Source organism: Herbaspirillum sp. GW103, assembly GCF_000261365.1.
In the GTDB taxonomy this organism is placed as follows: Bacteria; Pseudomonadota; Gammaproteobacteria; order Burkholderiales; family Burkholderiaceae_D; genus Herbaspirillum.
This window is the reverse complement of record NZ_AJVC01000005.1, coordinates 1-17,256: the sequence shown is the minus strand read 5'-3', so window position 1 is coordinate 17,256 and position 17,256 is coordinate 1. Positions and strand designations below refer to the sequence as shown.

Genomic DNA, 17,256 nt, shown 5'->3' with positions numbered 1-17,256 from the left:
GATGTTGGTGTTCTTTTTTTTTGCGCGGTCACTGCGCAGCCTGCAGGCCGCTGATCACCTCGCCTCTGATGCGATAGGACTTGCCCCGGAACAGCGCAATGATCTTGCCGTCCTGGTTGCTCACGGTGATGTCGTAGACCCCGGTGCGGCCGGCCAGCGTGCGTTCCTGCGCCTCGGCGATCAGCACGTCGTTGCGCATGGCCGGTGCCACGTAGTCGATGCTGCACCCCGATGCCACGGTGTTGAGGTTACGGCTGTTGCAGGCAAATGCAAAGCTGCTGTCGGCCAGCGCGAAGATGAACCCGCCGTGGCAGGTGGCGTGGCCATTGAGCATGTCGCTGCGCACCAGCATGCTCATGCGCGCCCGGCCCGGTGCGATCTCCAGGATCTTCATCCCCAGCGCCTGGGAGGCGTTGTCGCGCGGGTACATGGCTTGCACCGTGGCCTCGGCCAGGGTTTGCGGATCCATCTCGGTCGATGGGGATGACAAGGCGGTCTCACTCATGGAATTTCCTCCCGGAAGCTTGCAGGCGTTGAAGCAGGGGCGAGACCCGATAGCGGTCTTCGCCATAGGTGGCACTGAGCTGGCGCAGTACGTTGGTGACGGTGTCGATGCCGATGGCGTCGGCCCAGGCAAGCGGGCCACGCGGATAGTTCACGCCCTTCTGCATGGCCATGTCGGCATCGCTCCGACTGCACACGCCCTGGTTGACGGCATCGGCGGCTTCATTGGCGAGCATGCAGACGGTGCGCATGACCACCATGCCCGGCACGTCCTGCATGGCCGAGACCGCAAAGCCGCAGGACTGCAGCACCGCGAGCACGGCCTGGCAGGCGCGGTCGCGACACTGGTCGGCGCGCGTCACGCCCAGGCGGGTGGCGCGGGCATAGTCCAGCGCCAGGTCCACCAGCACCACGTCGGGCATGTTGTAGTCGTAGGATTGCTGGGTCGCGCTACGGCCTTCGGTGACGTACAGGCGGCCGGGGCCGGCCTTCATCAGCAGGTGGTCGGCGCGTGGCCCGTGGTATTCCACGCGGCCCTGGTAGCGCGCGCGGATCACTTCCACCAGCGGATGCGTCCCGAACAATTGCAGCGGCACCGTGGGCAGCTCGTACTCGGGTTCGGTGGCCGGCTGGGGGATCTCGGCATCCTCGCCATAGCGATAGAAACCGCGCCCGCTCTTGCGGCCCAGCAATCCGGCCTGCACCAGTTCCTGCTGGATCAGCGAGGGCGTGAAACGCGGGTCGTTGAAGAAGGCATGGAACACCGATTGCGTGACGGCGAAGTTGACGTCATGTCCGATCAGGTCCATCAGCTCGAAGGCACCCATGCGGAAACCGCCGCTCTCGCGCAGCAGGGCGTCGATGGTGGCCGGGTGCGCGCCGCCTTCGTTGAGCACCCGCAAGGCTTCGGCGTAGTAGGGACGGGCCAGACGGTTGACGATGAAGCCCGGGGTCGAGCTGGCCACCACCGGGACCTTGCCCCAGGCCAGCGCGGTGTCGTGCAGGCATTGCACCACGGTGGCGTCACTGCGCACGCCACGGATGACTTCCACCAGGGCCATCTGCGGCACGGGGTTGAAGAAGTGCAGTCCCGCCAGGCGCTCGGGATGACGCAGCGTGGCCGCGATATGGGTGATCGAGAGCGAGGAGGTATTGCTGGCCAAGAGGCATTGCGCATCGACCAGGTCTTCCAGCTTGCCGAACAGTTCCTGCTTGGCGCCGAGCTGTTCGACGATGGCTTCGATCACCAGGCGTGCATCGCGCATCTCCTGCAGGGTGTGGGCAACGCAGAGCCGGTCACTGGCGGCGTGAGCCTCTTCGGCGGGGATCTTGCCCTTGTTGGCCAGTTTGTCGAGACCGGCGCGGATGTCGGCGATGGCCTTGGCCGCCGCGCCTTCGCGGCTGTCGTAAAGTTGCACCGGATGCCCGGCCAGCGCGGCCACCTGGGCGATACCGGCGCCCATGGTGCCGCTGCCGATGACGGCCACCGGGGCCGTCGCGGGCAGGGCGTACCTGATGTCTGCCGCGTTCATGTCATTGCCCCGTGAACTGCGGCGCGCGCTTTTCCAGGAAGGCGCTCACGCCCTCGCGGTAATCCCGGCTGTGGCCGAGCGCGCGCATGGTGTCGCGTTCCAGGTCCAGCTGCTGCGCCAGGGTGTTGGCCGGGCTGGCATGGAGCGTGGCCTTGGTAGCGGCCAGGCCCTTGGTGGGGGCGCGGGCGAAGTGTTCCGCCATGGCGCGTGCCTGCTCCATCAACTGGTCGTCCTCCACGCATTTCCAGATCAGACCCCAGCGTTCGGCTTGCTCGGCGCTGATCTTCTCGCCCAGCAGCGCCATGCCCATGGCGCGCGCCGTGCCCACCAGGCGCGGCAGGAAGTAGGTGCCGCCGGTATCGGGAATGAGCCCCAGCTTGCAGAACACTTCCACGAAGCTGGCCGAGCGTGCGGCCAGCACGATGTCGCAGGCCAGCGGCAGGTTTGCACCCGCACCGGCGGCCACGCCGTTGACGGCGCAGATCACCGGGAAGGGCAGCGCACGCAGCGACTTCACCAGCGGACCGTAGTACTTGTCGATGGATTCGCCCAGGTCGACGGCACCGTCACCGGGTTTGACGGCGCGGTCGCCCAGGTCCTGGCCGGCGCAGAAGCCGCGTCCGGCGCCGGTGAGCAGCAACACCCGCACGCTAGTGTCGGCCTGCAGCGTGGCGATGGCCTCGCGCAGTTCCAGGTGCATGGCCACGGTGAAGCTGTTGAGCTTGTCGGGGCGGTTCAGCGTGATGACGGCGATGCCGTCGCGGTTCTCGAAGAGGATGGATGAGTAGCTCATGGGCTCGGAAAAAGTAAGGGGCGGGGAAGAGCGTCGGTCTCAGTTGTCCTGGTCGAAGTCCAGCAGCAGCTTGTCGCTGACCGGGAAGGACTGGCAGCTCAGGACGAAGCCGCGGGCGATCTCGTAGTCTTCCAGGGCATAGTTGGCATCCATGTCGACCTTGCCCTCGACCACCTTGCAGCGGCAGGTGGCGCACACGCCACCCTTGCAGGAGTAGCGCAGGTCGATGCCGTGCTTCAGGCCGGCATCGAGCACGGATTCCTTTTCCTTGTCCATGGTGAAGACGTTGTGATAGCCGTCGACGATCACCGTGACCTCGCATTCCTTCCTGCCCACCACCGGGCGCGAGGCGTGCGCACGCGTCGGTGTGCTGGCGGCAAACAATTCGGTCTTGATCTGCGTCTTGGGCATGCCATGTGCCTGCAGAGAATCGGAGACGGCCTGCACCATTTCTTCGGGACCGCAGAGGAAGGCCGCGTCCATGTCCTTGAGATCGATCCAGGAAGCGAAGAAGGCATCGCACTTCTTGCGGTCGATGCGTCCGTTGAACAGTTCCACGTCCTGCTGCTCGCGGCTCATCACCCAGATCACGTTCAGACGTTCGAGGTAGGCATCCTTGAGGTCGGTGAGTTCTTCCTTGAAGATCACCGAAGACGAGGCGCGATTGGCATAGACCAAAGTAAAGCGGCTGTGCGGCTCGGCCAGCAGCGTGGTCTTGATGATGGAGATCATCGGCGTGATGCCGCTGCCGGCGGCAAAGGCCAGGTAGTGCTTGCGGTTGGCGGCATCCAGCGGAACGTTGAAGTGGCCCATGGGCGGCATCACCTCGATACTTTGTCCCGGGACAAAGGACTCATTGGCCCAGTTCGAGAACAGTCCGCCGGGGACGCGCTTGATGGCGACCCGCAACTGCTTTTCCTGGGTGGCCGCGCAGATCGAATAGGAGCGGCGCAATTCCTCGCCCTCGATGTGCGAGCGCAGCGTCAGGTGCTGGCCCTGCTGATAGGCGAAGGTATCCTGCAATTCGGCCGGGACGGCGAAGGAGACCACGATGGTATCGCGCGTTTCCTGTTTCACGCCCGAGATGGTCAGTGGATAGAATTTGCTCATGATGTTGTGCCTTGGTTCTGGGACATTGAGCACGGCTCAATGCGCCTTGAAGTAATCGAACGGCTCGCGGCAGTCCTTGCACTGGTACAGCGCCTTGCAGGAAGTGGAGCCGAACTGGCTCACGCACACCGTCTGCATCGAACCGCAATGCGGGCAGGGAACCTGCGGTGCGGCCTGTCGCCGGATGCTGATGCCGCGGATGTCGACGACCTGCTGCGCCGGTGGCGCGATGCCGTATTGCTGCAGGTTGCGACGGCCTTTCTCGCTCATCCAGTCGGTGTTCCAGGCCGGTGCCAGCTGGGTGCGGATGGCCACCTCGGTCAGTCCGTGCTGCTTGAGCGCCGCGCCGATCTCCTGGGCGATTACGCCCATGGCCGGGCAGCCGGAATAGGTCGGGGTGATGACCACCGTGCAGCGTGCCGCCCCGGCATCCTCCTCGGAGACCTCGACGGCGCGCACGATGCCCAGGTCCACCACCGAAATGACCGGAATCTCCGGATCGGGAATGGCTTGCAGCCATTCCCAGATCCTTGCCTGGAGCGCCTGCGCAGGCGATGCCAGCTCGCTCACCAGCTGGCTCCGGGATAGGTGCGCTGCAAGAACTGCATTTCCGCCAGCAGGTAGCCCAGGTGTTCGGTATGTCGGCCCTGCTTGCCGCCGCTCTGCATCCACAGGCCCGCAGCCGGCAGTTGCAGCGTGGCTTCGCGCATCACCTCGGTGACGTGCTGCTGCCACTTCTGTTGCAGTTCACCCAGGTCCGGCGCGATACCGTCGACCTGCATGGCCTGATCCAGCGTGTCGGCCGTAAACAGTTCGCCGGTGTACATCCACAGGGCGTCGATGGCGTCCTGCATGCGGCGATGGCTTTCTTCGGTGCCGTCACCCAGGCGGATCATCAGGTCGGTACTGCGGCGCACGTGGTAGGTGACTTCCTTGAGACACTTCTGCGCAATCTCGACGATGCGTGCATCACTGCTCTCGCACAGTCCTTCGAGCAGGAAGTAATGCCAGACATCGAAGAGGAACTGACGCGCCAGCGTATCGGCATAGCTGCCATTGGGCAGCTCCACCAGCAGCAAGTTGTGGAACTGATGGGCATCGCGCAGGAAGGCCAGTTGATCTTCGTTGCGGCCCGCACCTTCCAGTTCGGCGGCGTAGGCCAGCCACAGGCGGGCCTGGCCGATCAGGTCCAGCGAGACGTTGATGAGCGCCATGTCTTCTTCCAGCGCCGGGCCCTTGCCGCACCATTCGGAGAGGCGTTGCGAGAGCACCAGGGCGTTGTCGCCCAGGCGTCGCACGTAATCGGTTTTGTGGGTCATGGTGCGTACCTCTTACAGGTTCTTCAGCTCAGCCGGCATGGGGAAGAAGGTCGGGTGGCGATACACCTTGCTGTTGGCCGGCTCGAACAGCGGCGCCTTGTCGCCCGGGCTGGAAGAGACGATGTCGGCGGCACGCACCACCCAGATGCCCACGCCTTCATTGCGGCGGGTGTAGACGTCGCGCGCGTTGTTGATGGCCATCTCGCCATCGGGGGCGTGCAGGCTGCCGACGTGTTTGTGGGCCAGACCGTGCTGGCTGCGGATGAAGACTTCCCAGAGAGGCCATTCCTTGCTCATGATGCTTTTCCTTGTTGGCGGGCCGCTGTCATGGCGGCCACTGGCATGGTTGTGTGATGAAACGAATCGGATCGGATATCGAAGCGGCGACTCAGGCCGCCTTGCGCGCGGCCCGCTTGTCGGCATGCGCCACCAGCGCATCGCGGAACCAGGCGCCGTCGTCGTAGGCTTTCTTGCGGGTGGCCAGGCGTTCGCGGTTGCAGGGACCGTTACCGCGCAGGACGTTGTGGAATTCGTCCCAGTTGATTTCACCGAAGTCGTAGCGGCCACGTTCTTCGTTCCACTTGAGGTCGGGGTCGGGAACTGTGAGGCCCAGGTATTCGATCTGCGGGATGGTCTGGTCGACCATGCGCTGGCGCAGTTCATCGTTGGAGAACAGCTTGATGCGCCACTGCATCGATTGCGCGCTGTTGACCGATTCTGCATCGGAGGGACCGAACATCATCAGCGCCGGCCACCACCAGCGGTTCAGCGCATCCTGCGCCATCTGCTTCTGCTCGGGCGTGCCGCGGCACAGCGCCAGCATGATGTCGTAACCCTGGCGGGCATGGAAGGATTCCTCCTTGCACACGCGCACCATGGCGCGCGAGTAGGGACCATAGGAGCAGCGGCACAGCGGGATCTGGTTGATGATGGCCGAGCCATCCACCAGCCAGCCGATGGCGCCCATGTCGGCCCAGCTCAGGGTCGGATAGTTGAAGATGCTGGAGTACTTGGCACGTCCCGCATGCAGATCGTCCAGCAGTGCATCGCGCGACACGCCCAGGGTTTCGGCCGCGCTGTAGAGATAGAGACCGTGACCGGCCTCATCCTGGATCTTGGCCAGCAGGATGGCCTTGCGTTCCAGGGTCGGGGCGCGCGTGACCCAGTTGGCCTCGGGCAGCTGGCCGACGATTTCCGAATGCGCGTGCTGCGAGATCTGGCGCACCAGCGTCTTGCGATACGCGTCGGGCATCCAGTCCTTGGGCTCGATCTTGACCCCGGCATCGATGCGGGCCTGGAAGGCTTGCTCTTGGGCGGACATGTCCTCGGCGCTGCGCACCTTGGCCAGTCCGGTTTCTACGAGTTGTGCATACATGTGCTTCTCCGTGAAGGTGAATCACGCGGGTGAAGGACGAACGCGGTCCTTGCCGCAAGGCCAGGCCCTGCGTCTGCGTGAGTTGAAACCGCGAAACTGAAAAAATGCTGCTTGCTAGGCCCGCCTGGCCGCGATCAGCGGCTCGACGAAGGGGGCGGCCAGGCTCGGCCGGTTCTCTTCGATCTGCTGCAAGGGGCTGACCTCCCGCAGGCTCTTCAGGCTGCGTTTGGTGAGGTCGTGATAGGTCTCGGTACCGGCCCGTTTCCAGGCCATCTCTTCTTCCGTCAATGCGCGCACCACCTTGGCCGGCAGCCCGGCCACCAGCATGCGCGGGGCAATCTGCATGCCGGCACGCACGAAGGCGCTGGCCGCGACGATGGATTGTTCTCCCACCACCGCATCATCCATCACCACGGCATTCATGCCGACCAGCGCGTCGCGCTCGACGGTGCAGCTGTGCAGCACCGCGCCGTGACCGATGTGACCGTTCTCGCCCACCACCGTGTCATGTCCGGGGAAGCCGTGGACCACGCAGGTGTCCTGCACGTTGGCCCCACGCTTGAGCACGATGCGGCCGAAGTCGCCGCGCAGACAGGCGGCCGGACCGACATAGCAGTCCGGGCCGACGATGACGTCGCCGATCAGCACCGCCGTCGGATGCACATAGGCGGTCGGGTCGACCACCGGGATCACGCCTTCGATCGAGTAACAGGGCACAGCGTCTCCTTTGCCAGCGTGTCGCCTCGGGCGCAGCGGCTCCTTGTGGTGGCAGCGCTGTGGCGATTGCCTGGCTTTCCTTGTTGAAACGCTGGAAAAAACCATTTGCCTGGCGCTGTTTTTTGAGGAATAATAATTTCGACCGACCGGTTGGTCAATAATGTTTTAAAGATTTTTTCTGACCGCTTCGGGATGTATCGGGTTTCGGACAGGGCAGGGAGGCTTGCAGAGCGGGATGTCTCCGATAGATGTTTCGTAAGAGTTTTGATTTACGGCACAATCATGACTTTGCGGAAATATCGACGAGGACGCATTTATGGCACGCAAGCGAGCAGCGGGATACGACAACCAGCGCGAGACCATCATCGAACAGGCGGCTGCCTTGTTCGCGCGCAATGGTTTCGTGGGCACATCGATGAATGAGGTGGCGCTGGCGTGCGGGCTGTCCAAGGCATCGCTGTATCACTACTTTGCCGACAAGCACCAGTTGCTCATGCACATCTGCGAGGACCACATCGATCGCCTGTGTGCGCTGGTGGAGGAAGTCGCGCAGCAGGATCTGTTGCCGGAACCACGACTGCGCCTGCTGATCCAGCGCTTCGTGGAGGAATACCGCGATGCGCAGAACGAGCATCGGGTGCTGACCGAGGACGTGCGTTTCCTGGAGCCGGGTGACCAGAAGCGCATCCTCAACGGCGAGCGCAAGGTGGTCAAGGCGGTGGCCGACGCCATGTGCGCGGTGCGCCCGGAACTGGACCGCAGCCGCATGGCCAAGCCGCTGGCCATGCTGTTGTTCGGCATGATCAACTGGATGTTCATGTGGTTGAAACCGGATGGTGAACTGACCCATGAGCGCATGGCCGTGGTCGTGTCGGATCTGTTGTTTGGCGGAATCGGCGCCGTGAGCCTGGACGGCGCCGGAAAGAAGAAACGATGACGTGAGCCCTTGATCGGTAGCGTCATTGCAGGCACGCAGCACCACAATGACAAAATCATCAAGGAGACCTCCATGCAGTTTGCTCGCCCTTTGCTGGCGCTGGCCCTGGCCGGCTGCGCCCTCGCCGCACATGCTGACATCAACGTCGGCGTCACCGTATCGACCACCGGCCCGGCTGCCTCGCTGGGCATTCCCGAAAAGAACACCATCGCACTGCTGCCTACCACGATGGGCGGGCAGAAGATCAACTACATCGTCCTCGACGATGCCTCCGATACCACGCAGGCGGTCAAGAACGCGCGCCGCTTCGTCTCCGAAAACAATGTGGACGTGATCATCGGTTCGTCGGTGAGCCCGAACTCGATCTCGATGATCGAAGTCGCCGCCGAAGCGCAGACCCCGATGATCTCCCTGGCTGCCGCCGCGCGCATCGTCGAGCCCATGGATGCCAAGAAGAAGTGGGTCTTCAAGACCCCGCAGAACGACATCATGATGTCGCTGGCGATTGCCCGTGACATGGTGGCGCGCGGCTATCAGCGCATCGCCTTCATCGGTTATTCCAACGCCTATGGCGAAGGCTGGTACGAGGAATTCAAGAAAGCGGCCGGTCTCAAGAAGCTGGAGCTGGTGGCCAATGAGCGCTTCGCGCCCAACGATACCTCGGCCACCGCGCAAGCCCTGAAGCTGGTGGCGGCCAAGCCGGATGCCATCCTCATCGCCGCTTCGGGCACACCGGCGGTGGTGCCGCAACGTGCGTTGAAGGAGCGTGGTTTCAAGGGCCAGATCTACCAGACGCACGGCGTGGCCAATGCCGACTTCCTGCGCGTGGGCGGCAAGATGCTCGACGGCACCCTGCTGCCGGCCGGTCCGGTGCTGGTGGCGGCGCAACTGCCGGCCTCCAACCCCATCCGCAAGGTGGCCCTGGACTACACCGCGAAATACGAAGCGGAACACGGCAAGCACAGTGTCTCGCTCTTCGGCGGCTATGCCTGGGATGCCGGGGTGCTGCTGCAGTCGGCCATTCCGGTGGCCCTGAAGCGCGCCAAGCCGGGCACGCCGGAATTCCGCGCGGCCCTGCGTGATGCGCTGGAAGCCACCAAGGAAGTCACCGGCGTGCACGGCGTCTACAACATGACCGCCACGGATCACCTGGGGCTGGACCAGCGTGCTTCGGTGATGGTCAAGATCGTGGATGGCGCCTGGCAGTATCAGCCCTGATCGGCGTGGCCCCGGCCTGATCTCATTTTCCAACACGCTGCGGGTGCGTCCTCGTCCGCAGCGTGTCGTCCTACCCGCTCACAGGAGTCTTCGATGACCACCCGTCCCCCTTTGCTACAGAGTTTCATCGCCGGTCGCTGGTTCGGCCAGAGCCCGTCCCAGGCGCTGCACAGCGCGGTCAATGGCCAGCCCGTGGCCAGTACGCATCAGGAATCCATCGATTTCGGCGAAGCGCTGGACCATGCCCGCCGTCAGGGCCTGCCCGCGCTGATGCGCCTGGACTTCCAGCAACGTGCGGCGATCCTCAAGGCGCTGGCCAAGTATCTGGTCGAGCACAAGGAAACCCTGTACGCCATCTCGGCCCACACCGGCGCCACCCGCACCGACAGCTGGATCGACATCGAAGGCGGCAGCGGTACGCTGTTCACCTATGCCAGCATCGGCACCAATGAATTCCCGTCCTCCAACCTGGTCCATGAAGGCCCGGCCATGTCGCTGGGCAAGCAGGGACGCTTTGCCGGTACCCACATCCTGGTGCCGCGCGGCGGCGTGGCGGTACACATCAATGCCTTCAACTTCCCGGTCTGGGGCATGCTGGAAAAATTCGCCCCGACCTTCCTGGCCGGCATGCCCTGCATCGTCAAGCCGGCCACCGCCACCAGCTATCTGGCCGAAGCAGCCGTGCGCCTGATCCAGCAGTCGGGCCTGCTGCCCGAAGGCAGCCTGCAACTGGTCATCGGCAGCACCGGTGATCTGCTCGATCGCCTACAGGCACAGGATGTGGTGACCTTCACCGGCTCGGCCGACACGGCGGCCCGGCTGCGCGCCCATCCCAATCTGATTGCCAACTCCATCCCCTTCAATGCCGAAGCCGACTCGCTGAACTGCGCCATCCTCGGTCCCGACGTCAACGTCGACGATGAAGAATTCGATCTCTTCGTCAAGGAAGTGGCGCGCGAGATGACCACCAAGGCCGGCCAGAAATGCACCGCGATCCGCCGTGCCATCGTGCCACGCCAACACTTAGATGCAATTTCGGAAAAACTCGCCGCGCGCCTGTCGAAAACCGTGATCGGTGACCCGGCGCTGGAGTCGGTGCGCATGGGGCCGCTCGCTTCGCATGCGCAACAGCGCGATGTGGAAGAGCGCGTGGCCTTGCTCAAACAAAGTGCAGAAGTGATCCTGGGCGCCGGCAGCCACTTCCAGCCGCAAGGCGAGGGCGTGCGCGAGGGTGCGTTCTTCGCCCCGACCCTGCTGCTGGCGCGCGATACCTCCGCAGGCAGCCCGGTGCATGAAGTGGAAGCCTTCGGTCCGGTCAGTACGCTCATGTCCTATGACGATCTGGACGAAGCCCTGGCGCTGGCCGCACGCGGACGCGGCAGTCTGGTGGCCAGCCTGGTCACGCGCAGTCCTGCCGTGGCGGCACGGGCCATCCCGGTGGCGGCAGCGTGGCACGGTCGCCTGCTGATCCTCGATCGCGAAGCCGCACCGGAATCCACCGGCCACGGTTCGCCCTTGCCGCAGCTCAAGCATGGCGGTCCCGGACGCGCCGGGGGCGGCGAGGAACTGGGTGGTTCGCGCGCCGTGAAGCACTACCTGCAACGCAGTGCCGTACAGGGTTCGCCCACCATGCTGGCGGCCGTCGCAGGCGAACACGTGCGTGGTGCGCAGGTGCGCGAGTCGGGCATTCACCCCTTCCGCCACTACTTCGAGGATCTGCAGATCGGCGATTCGCTCACCACCCATCGCCGCACCGTCACCGAAGCCGACATCGTCAATTTCGGATGCCTTTCGGGCGACCATTTCTACATGCACTTTGACGACGTCGCGGCACGCCAGTCGCCCTTCGGCAAACGCATTGCGCATGGTTACTTCGTGCTGTCGGCGGCGGCCGGGCTGTTTGTCTCGCCGGCACCCGGTCCGGTGCTGGCCAACTACGGGCTGGACACGCTGCGCTTCGTCAAACCGGTGGGCATCGGCGACACCCTCTCGGCGCGCCTGACCTGCAAGCGCAAGATCGACCGCAACAAGAAGGACGCCAATGGTCAGGGCCAGGGCGTGGTGGCCTGGGATGTGGAGGTGAGCAACCAGGAAGGTGAACTGGTGGCGTCCTACGACATCCTGACCCTGGTAGCCAAGAGACCGGCGGCCTGAGCCTCCCGGTTTTTTGCAAAAAGCTTCATGTCCTGTCCGGTAATCCGCGCCACACACAAGATAGCAGCCCCAAAGGTTCATCTCTGACAAGAACCGGGCCACTCCGGCCAGTCGCAGCCCGATCTGCGGCGGTCGGCCACAACAGGAGGAGACAAGTGGATTCGAGCATTCTGACCGTGCTGATCCAGGACGGCATCACGACCGGCGCCATCTATGCGCTGCTGTCGCTGGCGCTGGTGCTGGTGTTTTCAGTGACACGGGTGATTTTCCTGCCGCAGGGCGAGTTCGTCGCCTTCGGCGCCTTGACGCTGGCCGCCATCCAGAACGGCCAGGCCCCCGGTACCGCATTGCTGCTGCTGGCGCTGGGTACGGTGACGCTGGCGGTCGAGGCCGGCACCGCGTTGCGCCTGGCGGCCACGCGTAGTCGCTTGCTGCGCCGCCTGCCACTGCTGCTGGCCACCCAGATCGGACTGCCGCTGGTGCTCTGCGGCATCACGCATTACCTGGATCTGCAGGCGCTGGCCATGCCCTGGCAGATCCTGCTCACGCTCCTGATCGTGGTGCCGATGGGACCGATGATCTATCGCGTAGCCTACCAGCCGCTGGCGCATTCCAGCGTGCTGGTCTTGCTGATCGTCTCGCTGGGCGTGCACCTGGCCATGGTCGGCCTGGGCCTGCTGATGTTCGGTCCCGAGGGGACCAACACCCGACCCTTCACCGAGATGCAGTTCAGTCTGGGGGACAGCCCGGTCTCCGGCCAGAGCGTGATCGTGCTGGTGACGGTGGCCGCGCTGATCGCCGTGATCTACGTCTTCTTCGAACGCACCTTGACCGGCAAGGCCCTGCGCGCCACCGCCGTCAATCGTCTCGGTGCGCGACTGGTGGGGGTGGGCATCAACCAGGCGGGCCGCTTGTCCTTTGCGATGTCGGCGGGCATCGGGGCGCTGTGTGGCATCCTGATTGCGCCCTTTACCATCGTCAACTACGAGTCCGGTTTCATCATCGCGCTCAAGGGCTTTGTCGGCGCCATCTTCGGCGGGCTGGCGAGTTATCCGATTGCGGCGCTGGGCTCGGTATCGGTCGGACTGATCGAGAGTTTTTCGTCCTTCTGGGCCAGCGCCTTCAAGGAGCTGATCGTCTTCACGGTCATCATCCCCATCCTGCTGTGGCGTTCGCTGACCAGCCACCACATCGACGAAGAAGCCTGAGGACCCCGTCATGACCGCATTCACATCGCATCGCGCCGCGTGGCCGGCGCTGTTCTTCGCCATCGTGCTGGTGTTGCCGCTACTGGGCCTGCCACCCTTCTGGGTGACGCTGATGTCCTACGTCGGCCTGTATGCCATCGTTGCACTGGGACTGGTCTTGCTCACTGGCGTGGCCGGGCTGATCTCGTTCGGACAGGCGGCCTTCGTCGGTATCGGTGCCTACACCACGGCCTATCTCACCACACAGTTCGGACTCTCGCCCTGGATCGGGCTGCTGGCCGGCATCGGCCTGACCGCGCTGTCGGCCTTCCTGATCGGCATGCTCACCATGCGCATCTCCGGGCATTACCTGCCTCTGTCGACGATTGCCTGGGGCCTGTCGCTGTACTACCTGTTCGGCAACCTGGAGATGCTGGGCAAGCATGACGGCATCAACGGCATCCCGCCCATTGCCGTGGGCCAGTTCACCTTCGGCAACGGCGCATCGATGTATCTGCTGATCTGGGTGGTGCTGATCCTGGCGCTGGTGTCGGTGGTCAACTTTCTCGATTCACGCGCGGGCCGGGCGGTGCGGGCGCTCAAGTTCGGTACCGTGATGCCGGAAGCAATGGGGGTGGATACGGCGCGGCTGAAGATTGTCATCTTCGTCTATGCGGCGGTGCTGGCAGGCATTTCCGGATGGCTCTACGCGCATCTGCAACAGGCGGTCAATCCCACGCCTTTTGGCTTGAAATACGGCATCGACTATCTGCTCATGGTCGTGGTCGGCGGGGCCGGCCATGTGTGGGGGGCCATTCTTGGTGCGGGGCTGCTGGCAGTGCTGAGCAACTTCCTGCAGGAGTGGTTGCCGGGTGTGTTGGGCACAGGCGGAAATTTCGAAGCCATCGTCTTCGGCATCGCACTGGTGATCTTCCTGCAGTTCGCCAATGAGGGCTTGTGGCCGCGTCTGCAGGCGCGCTTCGGGCGTCGCCTGCCGCACCGGTTGCCGGCCGACGCCGCGCCGCTGGCGCAGATTCCCAAGCCGGGGCGTGGTGACGTGATCCTGGAGGTGGAAGCCGCGCGCAAGCAGTTCGGTGGACTGGTGGCGGTCAATGATGTGAGCTTTTCGGTGAAGGCCGGAGAAATCGTTGGCCTGATCGGACCGAACGGTGCGGGCAAGTCGACCACCTTCAATCTGGTCACCGGTGTGCTCTCGATCACCAGTGGCAAACTCAATTATCGCGGACAGTCGCTGGCGGGATTGTCCTCGCGCGAGATTTCCAGCCGAGGCATTGCGCGCACCTTCCAGCATGTGCGGCTGGTACCGGGCATGAGCGTGCTCGAGAACGCTGCCATGGGCGCCTTCCGCCGTGGCCAGTTCGCACCCCAGCGCGGCATCCTGGCCAGTCTGGCGCGGGCCAATCGCAAGGAGGAGGCGCGCATTCTGAGCGAGGCGCGACGTCAGCTGGAACGCGTGGGTCTGGGTGAACTGATCGACCGGCCTGCGGGCAGCCTGGCGCTGGGCCAGCAGCGCATCCTGGAGATTGCCCGTGCGCTGTGCTGTGATCCGGCGTTGCTGTTGCTCGATGAACCAGCGGCCGGTTTGCGGCTCAAGGAGAAGCAGGCGCTGGCCGCCTTGCTGGACAAGCTGCGTGGCGAGGGCATGGCGGTGCTGCTGGTGGAGCACGACATGGACTTCGTGATGCAGTTGACCGACCATATCGTGGTCATGGAATTCGGCACCAAGATTGCCGAGGGCACGCCGGCGCAGATCCAGGTGCACCCGGCGGTGCTGGAAGCTTACCTCGGAGGAGCCCAATGATGACTGCAGCGACCATGATGAATCCCGCCAGCGTGGCACCGGAGGTGCGCGCTACGACCGCGCCGGTGTTGCTGGAAGTCAGTGCACTCTCGGCGCGTTATGGCAAGGTGCCGGCGCTGACCGGGGCGGCGCTAACGCTGCGGGCCGGACAGATCGTCACCGTCATCGGCCCCAATGGCGCGGGCAAGTCGACCCTGCTCAATGCCATGATGGGCGCCTTGCCCGGCGGGGCTGCTGCCAGTGGGCGGATTGCCTTCCAGGGCGAGGATGTAAGCCAGATGGAAGTGGAGGAGCGCGTCGCACGTGGCCTGTCGCTGGTGCCGGAAAAGCGTGAATTGTTTACGTCCATGAGCGTGGAAGACAATCTGCTGCTGGGGGCCTACAAGCGGCGGCGCAATGGTGAGTCGGGATATCTGGATCAGCAGGAATTTGTCTATGCCTTGTTTCCGCGCTTGAAGGAGCGGCGCAAGCAGGCGGCCGGGACGCTCTCCGGTGGCGAGCGCCAGATGCTGGCGGTGGGGCGCGCCTTGATGGCCAAGCCGCAGGTGCTGATGCTGGATGAACCCAGCCTGGGGCTGGCACCATTGATCACCAAGGAAATCCTGTCCATCATCAGCCAGTTGCGCGGCACCGGCGTGGCCACCTTGCTGGTCGAGCAGAATGCGCGGGCGGCCTTGCAGGTGGCCGATTACGGGTATGTGCTGGAGATGGGGGAGATGGTCTGCGAGGGACCGGCGGGGGTGCTGGCGGCGGACAAGAAGATTGTGGAAAGTTATCTGGGGGTGGCGCGGCATTGAGCGCGGATCAATCAGGCAACCGGTACGTTCATGAGCGGTCTCATTTCATGTTTTCTTTACAGCGTGATGGCGCGCTGGCGATGTTGCTACTTCGCGTTTCGCAGCAACAAGGGGTTCCCTCATTGATAGTCAGAGTTCGGCGAGCAGCTCCCAGGTGATGGCCTCGCGTTCGATCGCGCAGCAGCAAGCTGTCAGGCGCTTTGCGATGGTGGAGATCGAATGCGTGACTGCGTGACTGCGTGGCAGCTGGAAGTAAAGCTCTGATATGCAGCCCTTTTGCCAGCCTCGTTCAGTCAGGCAGAAGATCGCATATTCCGTGGCCTGCTCGCGATGCTCGCCGGAAGAAAGGTACCACTCGATGCAGTCATCTTCATCGAGCTTGGCGGCGTAGTTGCGTAGCTTGGGAATTTTTTTGTCGGCAAGTTTTCTGGTCTGCCAGCTCTCGGGATCGCAACCCCACTTCAATTCGCTCCCGTAGGCTTCTTCGTACGCCTCAAACAATTCAATGATTGCTTGGCGTTTCTCCGGTGTATGGCCGCCCCAGAAATAAAGAGAGACGGTCAGTCCGACGCTAGTGATGATTCGGTCATCATCCACATATTGAAAATCCGGAAGCAGGGCTTCGATTTTCTCCAAACCGTATTTCATCAGTGTTTATCCTCTTCGTCTTTTTGATTCGCATTGGCCGTTCTTGTACCGGCTACGGGTACGACTAACGCCGCAGCGGCAGCACCTGCTGCCTCAAGAGGAAGGGCGGCGATGGCAATGGCACCCACCAGAATCGTACCGCCGACCACTGCGGCACCTTTGAGATAGTCGGCAAGCGGGATACCTTCTTCTTGTGATGCGATGGGGCCGTGGCGCGGCTTGACCGGTTGTGGAGGCGGTATGGGAGCAGGCAGAGGTGGCTTCCGGCTATACCAGTGATCTTTTGCCTTGCGCTCCTGTTTCATTGGTGTGGTGACCGGGGCAGGTATGGGGTCTTGCACAGGTGCAGATGTATCGCGTTGACAATCGCACTCTGCGATCGTGAGCAAGCGAAACTTCTTTGGATCGCCTGCTATCGTTTGATAGGCGCTCCTTTGCGTTCTGCGCAGTTTGTCGCCTTCAAACTTGATCTCCAGCACCCGGCCTCTCGGCCCCTGGTGTGTTCCTGATCGCCCCACTGGGCGGGAGGATGGCGAGATACCTTCTCCCATCAGAGATCCTCGCAACGCTGATCCTGCACATGGTAGGGATCAGCGCCGCCCATCTGTTTGGGACGCGCAATCACTTGCAGCGGCAGGGGCGAATCAGTCCAGACCACATCGGTGCGGCCTTCGGCATCGGTCTCGCCTTCCACTATCCGGCCATCACCTGTTTTGATCAGATAGGGAACGCCTGCCAGCAATTCTCCAGTGGTGTTGTTGCGCAGGATGAAGTGCTCCTGGAAGCGCGGTGCCTGGCGGGGAACGTGTTGTTCCGGTGGCGCGTTGGTGCTTCTGTCGTCGTCTGGCGAGCCCCAGCCAGCGTGATTGTTGTGCCGCGAGTAGAGGATTGCGCCGCAGTCGGTGACGTCCTGGTCATAGACTACCGGCTGGCCGTTATCCATGATCGTCGGGAAGCGACTGCTGATGATGGTCGCCACGCGCTTGCAGCGCGGACAGCTCACCTTGTCGCCGATGCGGGCGATGGGCTGGCCGTCCACTGTCCAGGTCGGATCGCCCGATATCACCAGGGCCTGTTCACATTCAATCTGTGAGATGCGTTGCCCCCAGAAGGCGTGGTGGCAAGGCGCGCGTCAGGGCTGGT

General features: G+C 63.5%; 18 protein-coding genes. 6 read left to right on the top strand and 12 right to left on the bottom strand.

The annotated features are described in order from the left end of the window. Nucleotides 1–28: 28 nt before the first annotated feature. The 9 genes from paaI to GWL_RS17170 all read right to left on the bottom strand — a co-directional run bounded on the left by paaI (nucleotide 29) and on the right by GWL_RS17170 (nucleotide 7,350). Nucleotides 29–505 carry a hydroxyphenylacetyl-CoA thioesterase PaaI gene (paaI, locus tag GWL_RS17210; RefSeq protein WP_008332584.1) on the bottom strand — a complete coding sequence of 159 codons (477 nt, stop codon included), beginning with the start codon at nucleotides 503–505 and terminating at the stop codon, nucleotides 29–31. Beyond that, complete coding sequence (locus tag GWL_RS17205; RefSeq protein WP_008332583.1) at nucleotides 498–2,036, bottom strand: 3-hydroxyacyl-CoA dehydrogenase; 1,539 nt, start codon at nucleotides 2,034–2,036, stop codon at nucleotides 498–500. The genes paaI and GWL_RS17205 overlap by 8 nt, the downstream gene beginning before the upstream one ends. Nucleotide 2,037: 1 nt before the next feature. Continuing rightward, the gene (paaG, locus tag GWL_RS17200) at nucleotides 2,038–2,829 is read right to left on the bottom strand and encodes a 2-(1,2-epoxy-1,2-dihydrophenyl)acetyl-CoA isomerase PaaG (protein ID WP_008332582.1); all 792 of its coding nucleotides are present in this window, start codon (nucleotides 2,827–2,829) and stop codon (nucleotides 2,038–2,040) included. A gap of 39 nt (nucleotides 2,830–2,868) precedes the next feature. Beyond that, complete coding sequence (paaE, locus tag GWL_RS17195; protein ID WP_008332580.1) at nucleotides 2,869–3,939, bottom strand: 1,2-phenylacetyl-CoA epoxidase subunit PaaE; 1,071 nt, start codon at nucleotides 3,937–3,939, stop codon at nucleotides 2,869–2,871. A gap of 36 nt (nucleotides 3,940–3,975) precedes the next feature. Beyond that, a complete protein-coding gene (paaD, locus tag GWL_RS17190) occupies nucleotides 3,976–4,509 on the bottom strand; it encodes a 1,2-phenylacetyl-CoA epoxidase subunit PaaD (RefSeq protein ID WP_008332578.1) in 534 nt (177 codons plus the stop codon). Then, nucleotides 4,506–5,258 carry a 1,2-phenylacetyl-CoA epoxidase subunit PaaC gene (paaC, locus tag GWL_RS17185; RefSeq protein WP_008332575.1) on the bottom strand — a complete coding sequence of 251 codons (753 nt, stop codon included), beginning with the start codon at nucleotides 5,256–5,258 and terminating at the stop codon, nucleotides 4,506–4,508. The genes paaD and paaC overlap by 4 nt, the downstream gene beginning before the upstream one ends. 12 nt (nucleotides 5,259–5,270) lie before the next feature. Continuing rightward, a complete protein-coding gene (gene paaB / locus GWL_RS17180; protein ID WP_008332574.1) occupies nucleotides 5,271–5,555 on the bottom strand; it encodes a 1,2-phenylacetyl-CoA epoxidase subunit PaaB in 285 nt (94 codons plus the stop codon). Between the two features lie 91 nt (nucleotides 5,556–5,646). Then, nucleotides 5,647–6,633, bottom strand: a complete 987-nt coding sequence (gene paaA, locus GWL_RS17175) for a 1,2-phenylacetyl-CoA epoxidase subunit PaaA (RefSeq protein ID WP_008332572.1) — start codon at nucleotides 6,631–6,633, stop codon at nucleotides 5,647–5,649. Between the two features lie 114 nt (nucleotides 6,634–6,747). Then, nucleotides 6,748–7,350: a phenylacetic acid degradation protein PaaY gene (locus tag GWL_RS17170; RefSeq protein ID WP_008332571.1), complete on the bottom strand. Its 603-nt coding sequence runs from the start codon at nucleotides 7,348–7,350 to the stop codon at nucleotides 6,748–6,750. A gap of 316 nt (nucleotides 7,351–7,666) precedes the next feature. Here GWL_RS17170 and GWL_RS17165 point away from each other — a divergent pair, with 316 nt between their 5' ends. The 6 genes from GWL_RS17165 (at nucleotide 7,667) to GWL_RS17140 (ending at nucleotide 15,465) form a co-directional block, all read left to right on the top strand. Beyond that, the gene (locus GWL_RS17165) at nucleotides 7,667–8,287 is read left to right on the top strand and encodes a TetR/AcrR family transcriptional regulator (RefSeq protein ID WP_008332569.1); all 621 of its coding nucleotides are present in this window, start codon (nucleotides 7,667–7,669) and stop codon (nucleotides 8,285–8,287) included. Nucleotides 8,288–8,359: 72 nt separating this feature from the next. Continuing rightward, nucleotides 8,360–9,505: an ABC transporter substrate-binding protein gene (locus GWL_RS17160; protein ID WP_008332568.1), complete on the top strand. Its 1,146-nt coding sequence runs from the start codon at nucleotides 8,360–8,362 to the stop codon at nucleotides 9,503–9,505. Between the two features lie 93 nt (nucleotides 9,506–9,598). Next, nucleotides 9,599–11,659: a phenylacetic acid degradation bifunctional protein PaaZ gene (gene paaZ / locus GWL_RS17155; protein WP_008332566.1), complete on the top strand. Its 2,061-nt coding sequence runs from the start codon at nucleotides 9,599–9,601 to the stop codon at nucleotides 11,657–11,659. A 155-nt stretch (nucleotides 11,660–11,814) separates the two neighbouring features. Further along, complete coding sequence (locus GWL_RS17150) at nucleotides 11,815–12,867, top strand: branched-chain amino acid ABC transporter permease (protein WP_008332564.1); 1,053 nt, start codon at nucleotides 11,815–11,817, stop codon at nucleotides 12,865–12,867. Between the two features lie 10 nt (nucleotides 12,868–12,877). Beyond that, nucleotides 12,878–14,668 carry an ATP-binding cassette domain-containing protein gene (locus GWL_RS17145; RefSeq protein ID WP_008332561.1) on the top strand — a complete coding sequence of 597 codons (1,791 nt, stop codon included), beginning with the start codon at nucleotides 12,878–12,880 and terminating at the stop codon, nucleotides 14,666–14,668. Continuing rightward, nucleotides 14,668–15,465: an ABC transporter ATP-binding protein gene (locus GWL_RS17140; RefSeq protein WP_050978146.1), complete on the top strand. Its 798-nt coding sequence runs from the start codon at nucleotides 14,668–14,670 to the stop codon at nucleotides 15,463–15,465. Before GWL_RS17145 ends, GWL_RS17140 begins: the two co-directional genes overlap by 1 nt. Before the next feature lie 129 nt (nucleotides 15,466–15,594). On the opposite strand, the gene GWL_RS17135 is transcribed toward GWL_RS17140, so the two are convergent. The 3 genes from GWL_RS17135 to GWL_RS17130 form a co-directional block, all read right to left on the bottom strand. Beyond that, on the bottom strand, nucleotides 15,595–16,113 hold the full coding sequence (locus tag GWL_RS17135) for a type VI immunity family protein (RefSeq protein ID WP_008332557.1): 519 nt from the start codon (nucleotides 16,111–16,113) through the stop codon (nucleotides 15,595–15,597). Next, nucleotides 16,113–16,592 carry a hypothetical protein gene (locus GWL_RS23470; RefSeq protein WP_157174276.1) on the bottom strand — a complete coding sequence of 160 codons (480 nt, stop codon included), beginning with the start codon at nucleotides 16,590–16,592 and terminating at the stop codon, nucleotides 16,113–16,115. Before GWL_RS23470 ends, GWL_RS17135 begins: the two co-directional genes overlap by 1 nt. A 71-nt stretch (nucleotides 16,593–16,663) precedes the next feature. Further along, complete coding sequence (locus GWL_RS17130; RefSeq protein ID WP_157174275.1) at nucleotides 16,664–17,179, bottom strand: PAAR domain-containing protein; 516 nt, start codon at nucleotides 17,177–17,179, stop codon at nucleotides 16,664–16,666. Nucleotides 17,180–17,256 lie beyond the last annotated feature (77 nt).

What these genes read in the sequence shown, in the direction of transcription:
- paaI (WP_008332584.1), bottom strand. Translation starts at nt 505, where the DNA reads ATGAGTGAGACCGCCTTGTCATCCCCATCGACCGAGATGGATCCGCAA.
- GWL_RS17205 (WP_008332583.1), bottom strand. Translation starts at nt 2,036, where the DNA reads ATGAACGCGGCAGACATCAGGTACGCCCTGCCCGCGACGGCCCCGGTG.
- paaG (WP_008332582.1), bottom strand. Translation starts at nt 2,829, where the DNA reads ATGAGCTACTCATCCATCCTCTTCGAGAACCGCGACGGCATCGCCGTC.
- paaE (WP_008332580.1), bottom strand. Translation starts at nt 3,939, where the DNA reads ATGAGCAAATTCTATCCACTGACCATCTCGGGCGTGAAACAGGAAACG.
- paaC (WP_008332575.1), bottom strand. Translation starts at nt 5,258, where the DNA reads ATGACCCACAAAACCGATTACGTGCGACGCCTGGGCGACAACGCCCTG.
- paaB (WP_008332574.1), bottom strand. Translation starts at nt 5,555, where the DNA reads ATGAGCAAGGAATGGCCTCTCTGGGAAGTCTTCATCCGCAGCCAGCAC.
- paaA (WP_008332572.1), bottom strand. Translation starts at nt 6,633, where the DNA reads ATGTATGCACAACTCGTAGAAACCGGACTGGCCAAGGTGCGCAGCGCC.
- GWL_RS17165 (WP_008332569.1), top strand. Translation starts at nt 7,667, where the DNA reads ATGGCACGCAAGCGAGCAGCGGGATACGACAACCAGCGCGAGACCATC.
- GWL_RS17160 (WP_008332568.1), top strand. Translation starts at nt 8,360, where the DNA reads ATGCAGTTTGCTCGCCCTTTGCTGGCGCTGGCCCTGGCCGGCTGCGCC.
- paaZ (WP_008332566.1), top strand. Translation starts at nt 9,599, where the DNA reads ATGACCACCCGTCCCCCTTTGCTACAGAGTTTCATCGCCGGTCGCTGG.
- GWL_RS17145 (WP_008332561.1), top strand. Translation starts at nt 12,878, where the DNA reads ATGACCGCATTCACATCGCATCGCGCCGCGTGGCCGGCGCTGTTCTTC.
- GWL_RS17140 (WP_050978146.1), top strand. Translation starts at nt 14,668, where the DNA reads ATGACTGCAGCGACCATGATGAATCCCGCCAGCGTGGCACCGGAGGTG.
- GWL_RS17135 (WP_008332557.1), bottom strand. Translation starts at nt 16,113, where the DNA reads ATGAAATACGGTTTGGAGAAAATCGAAGCCCTGCTTCCGGATTTTCAA.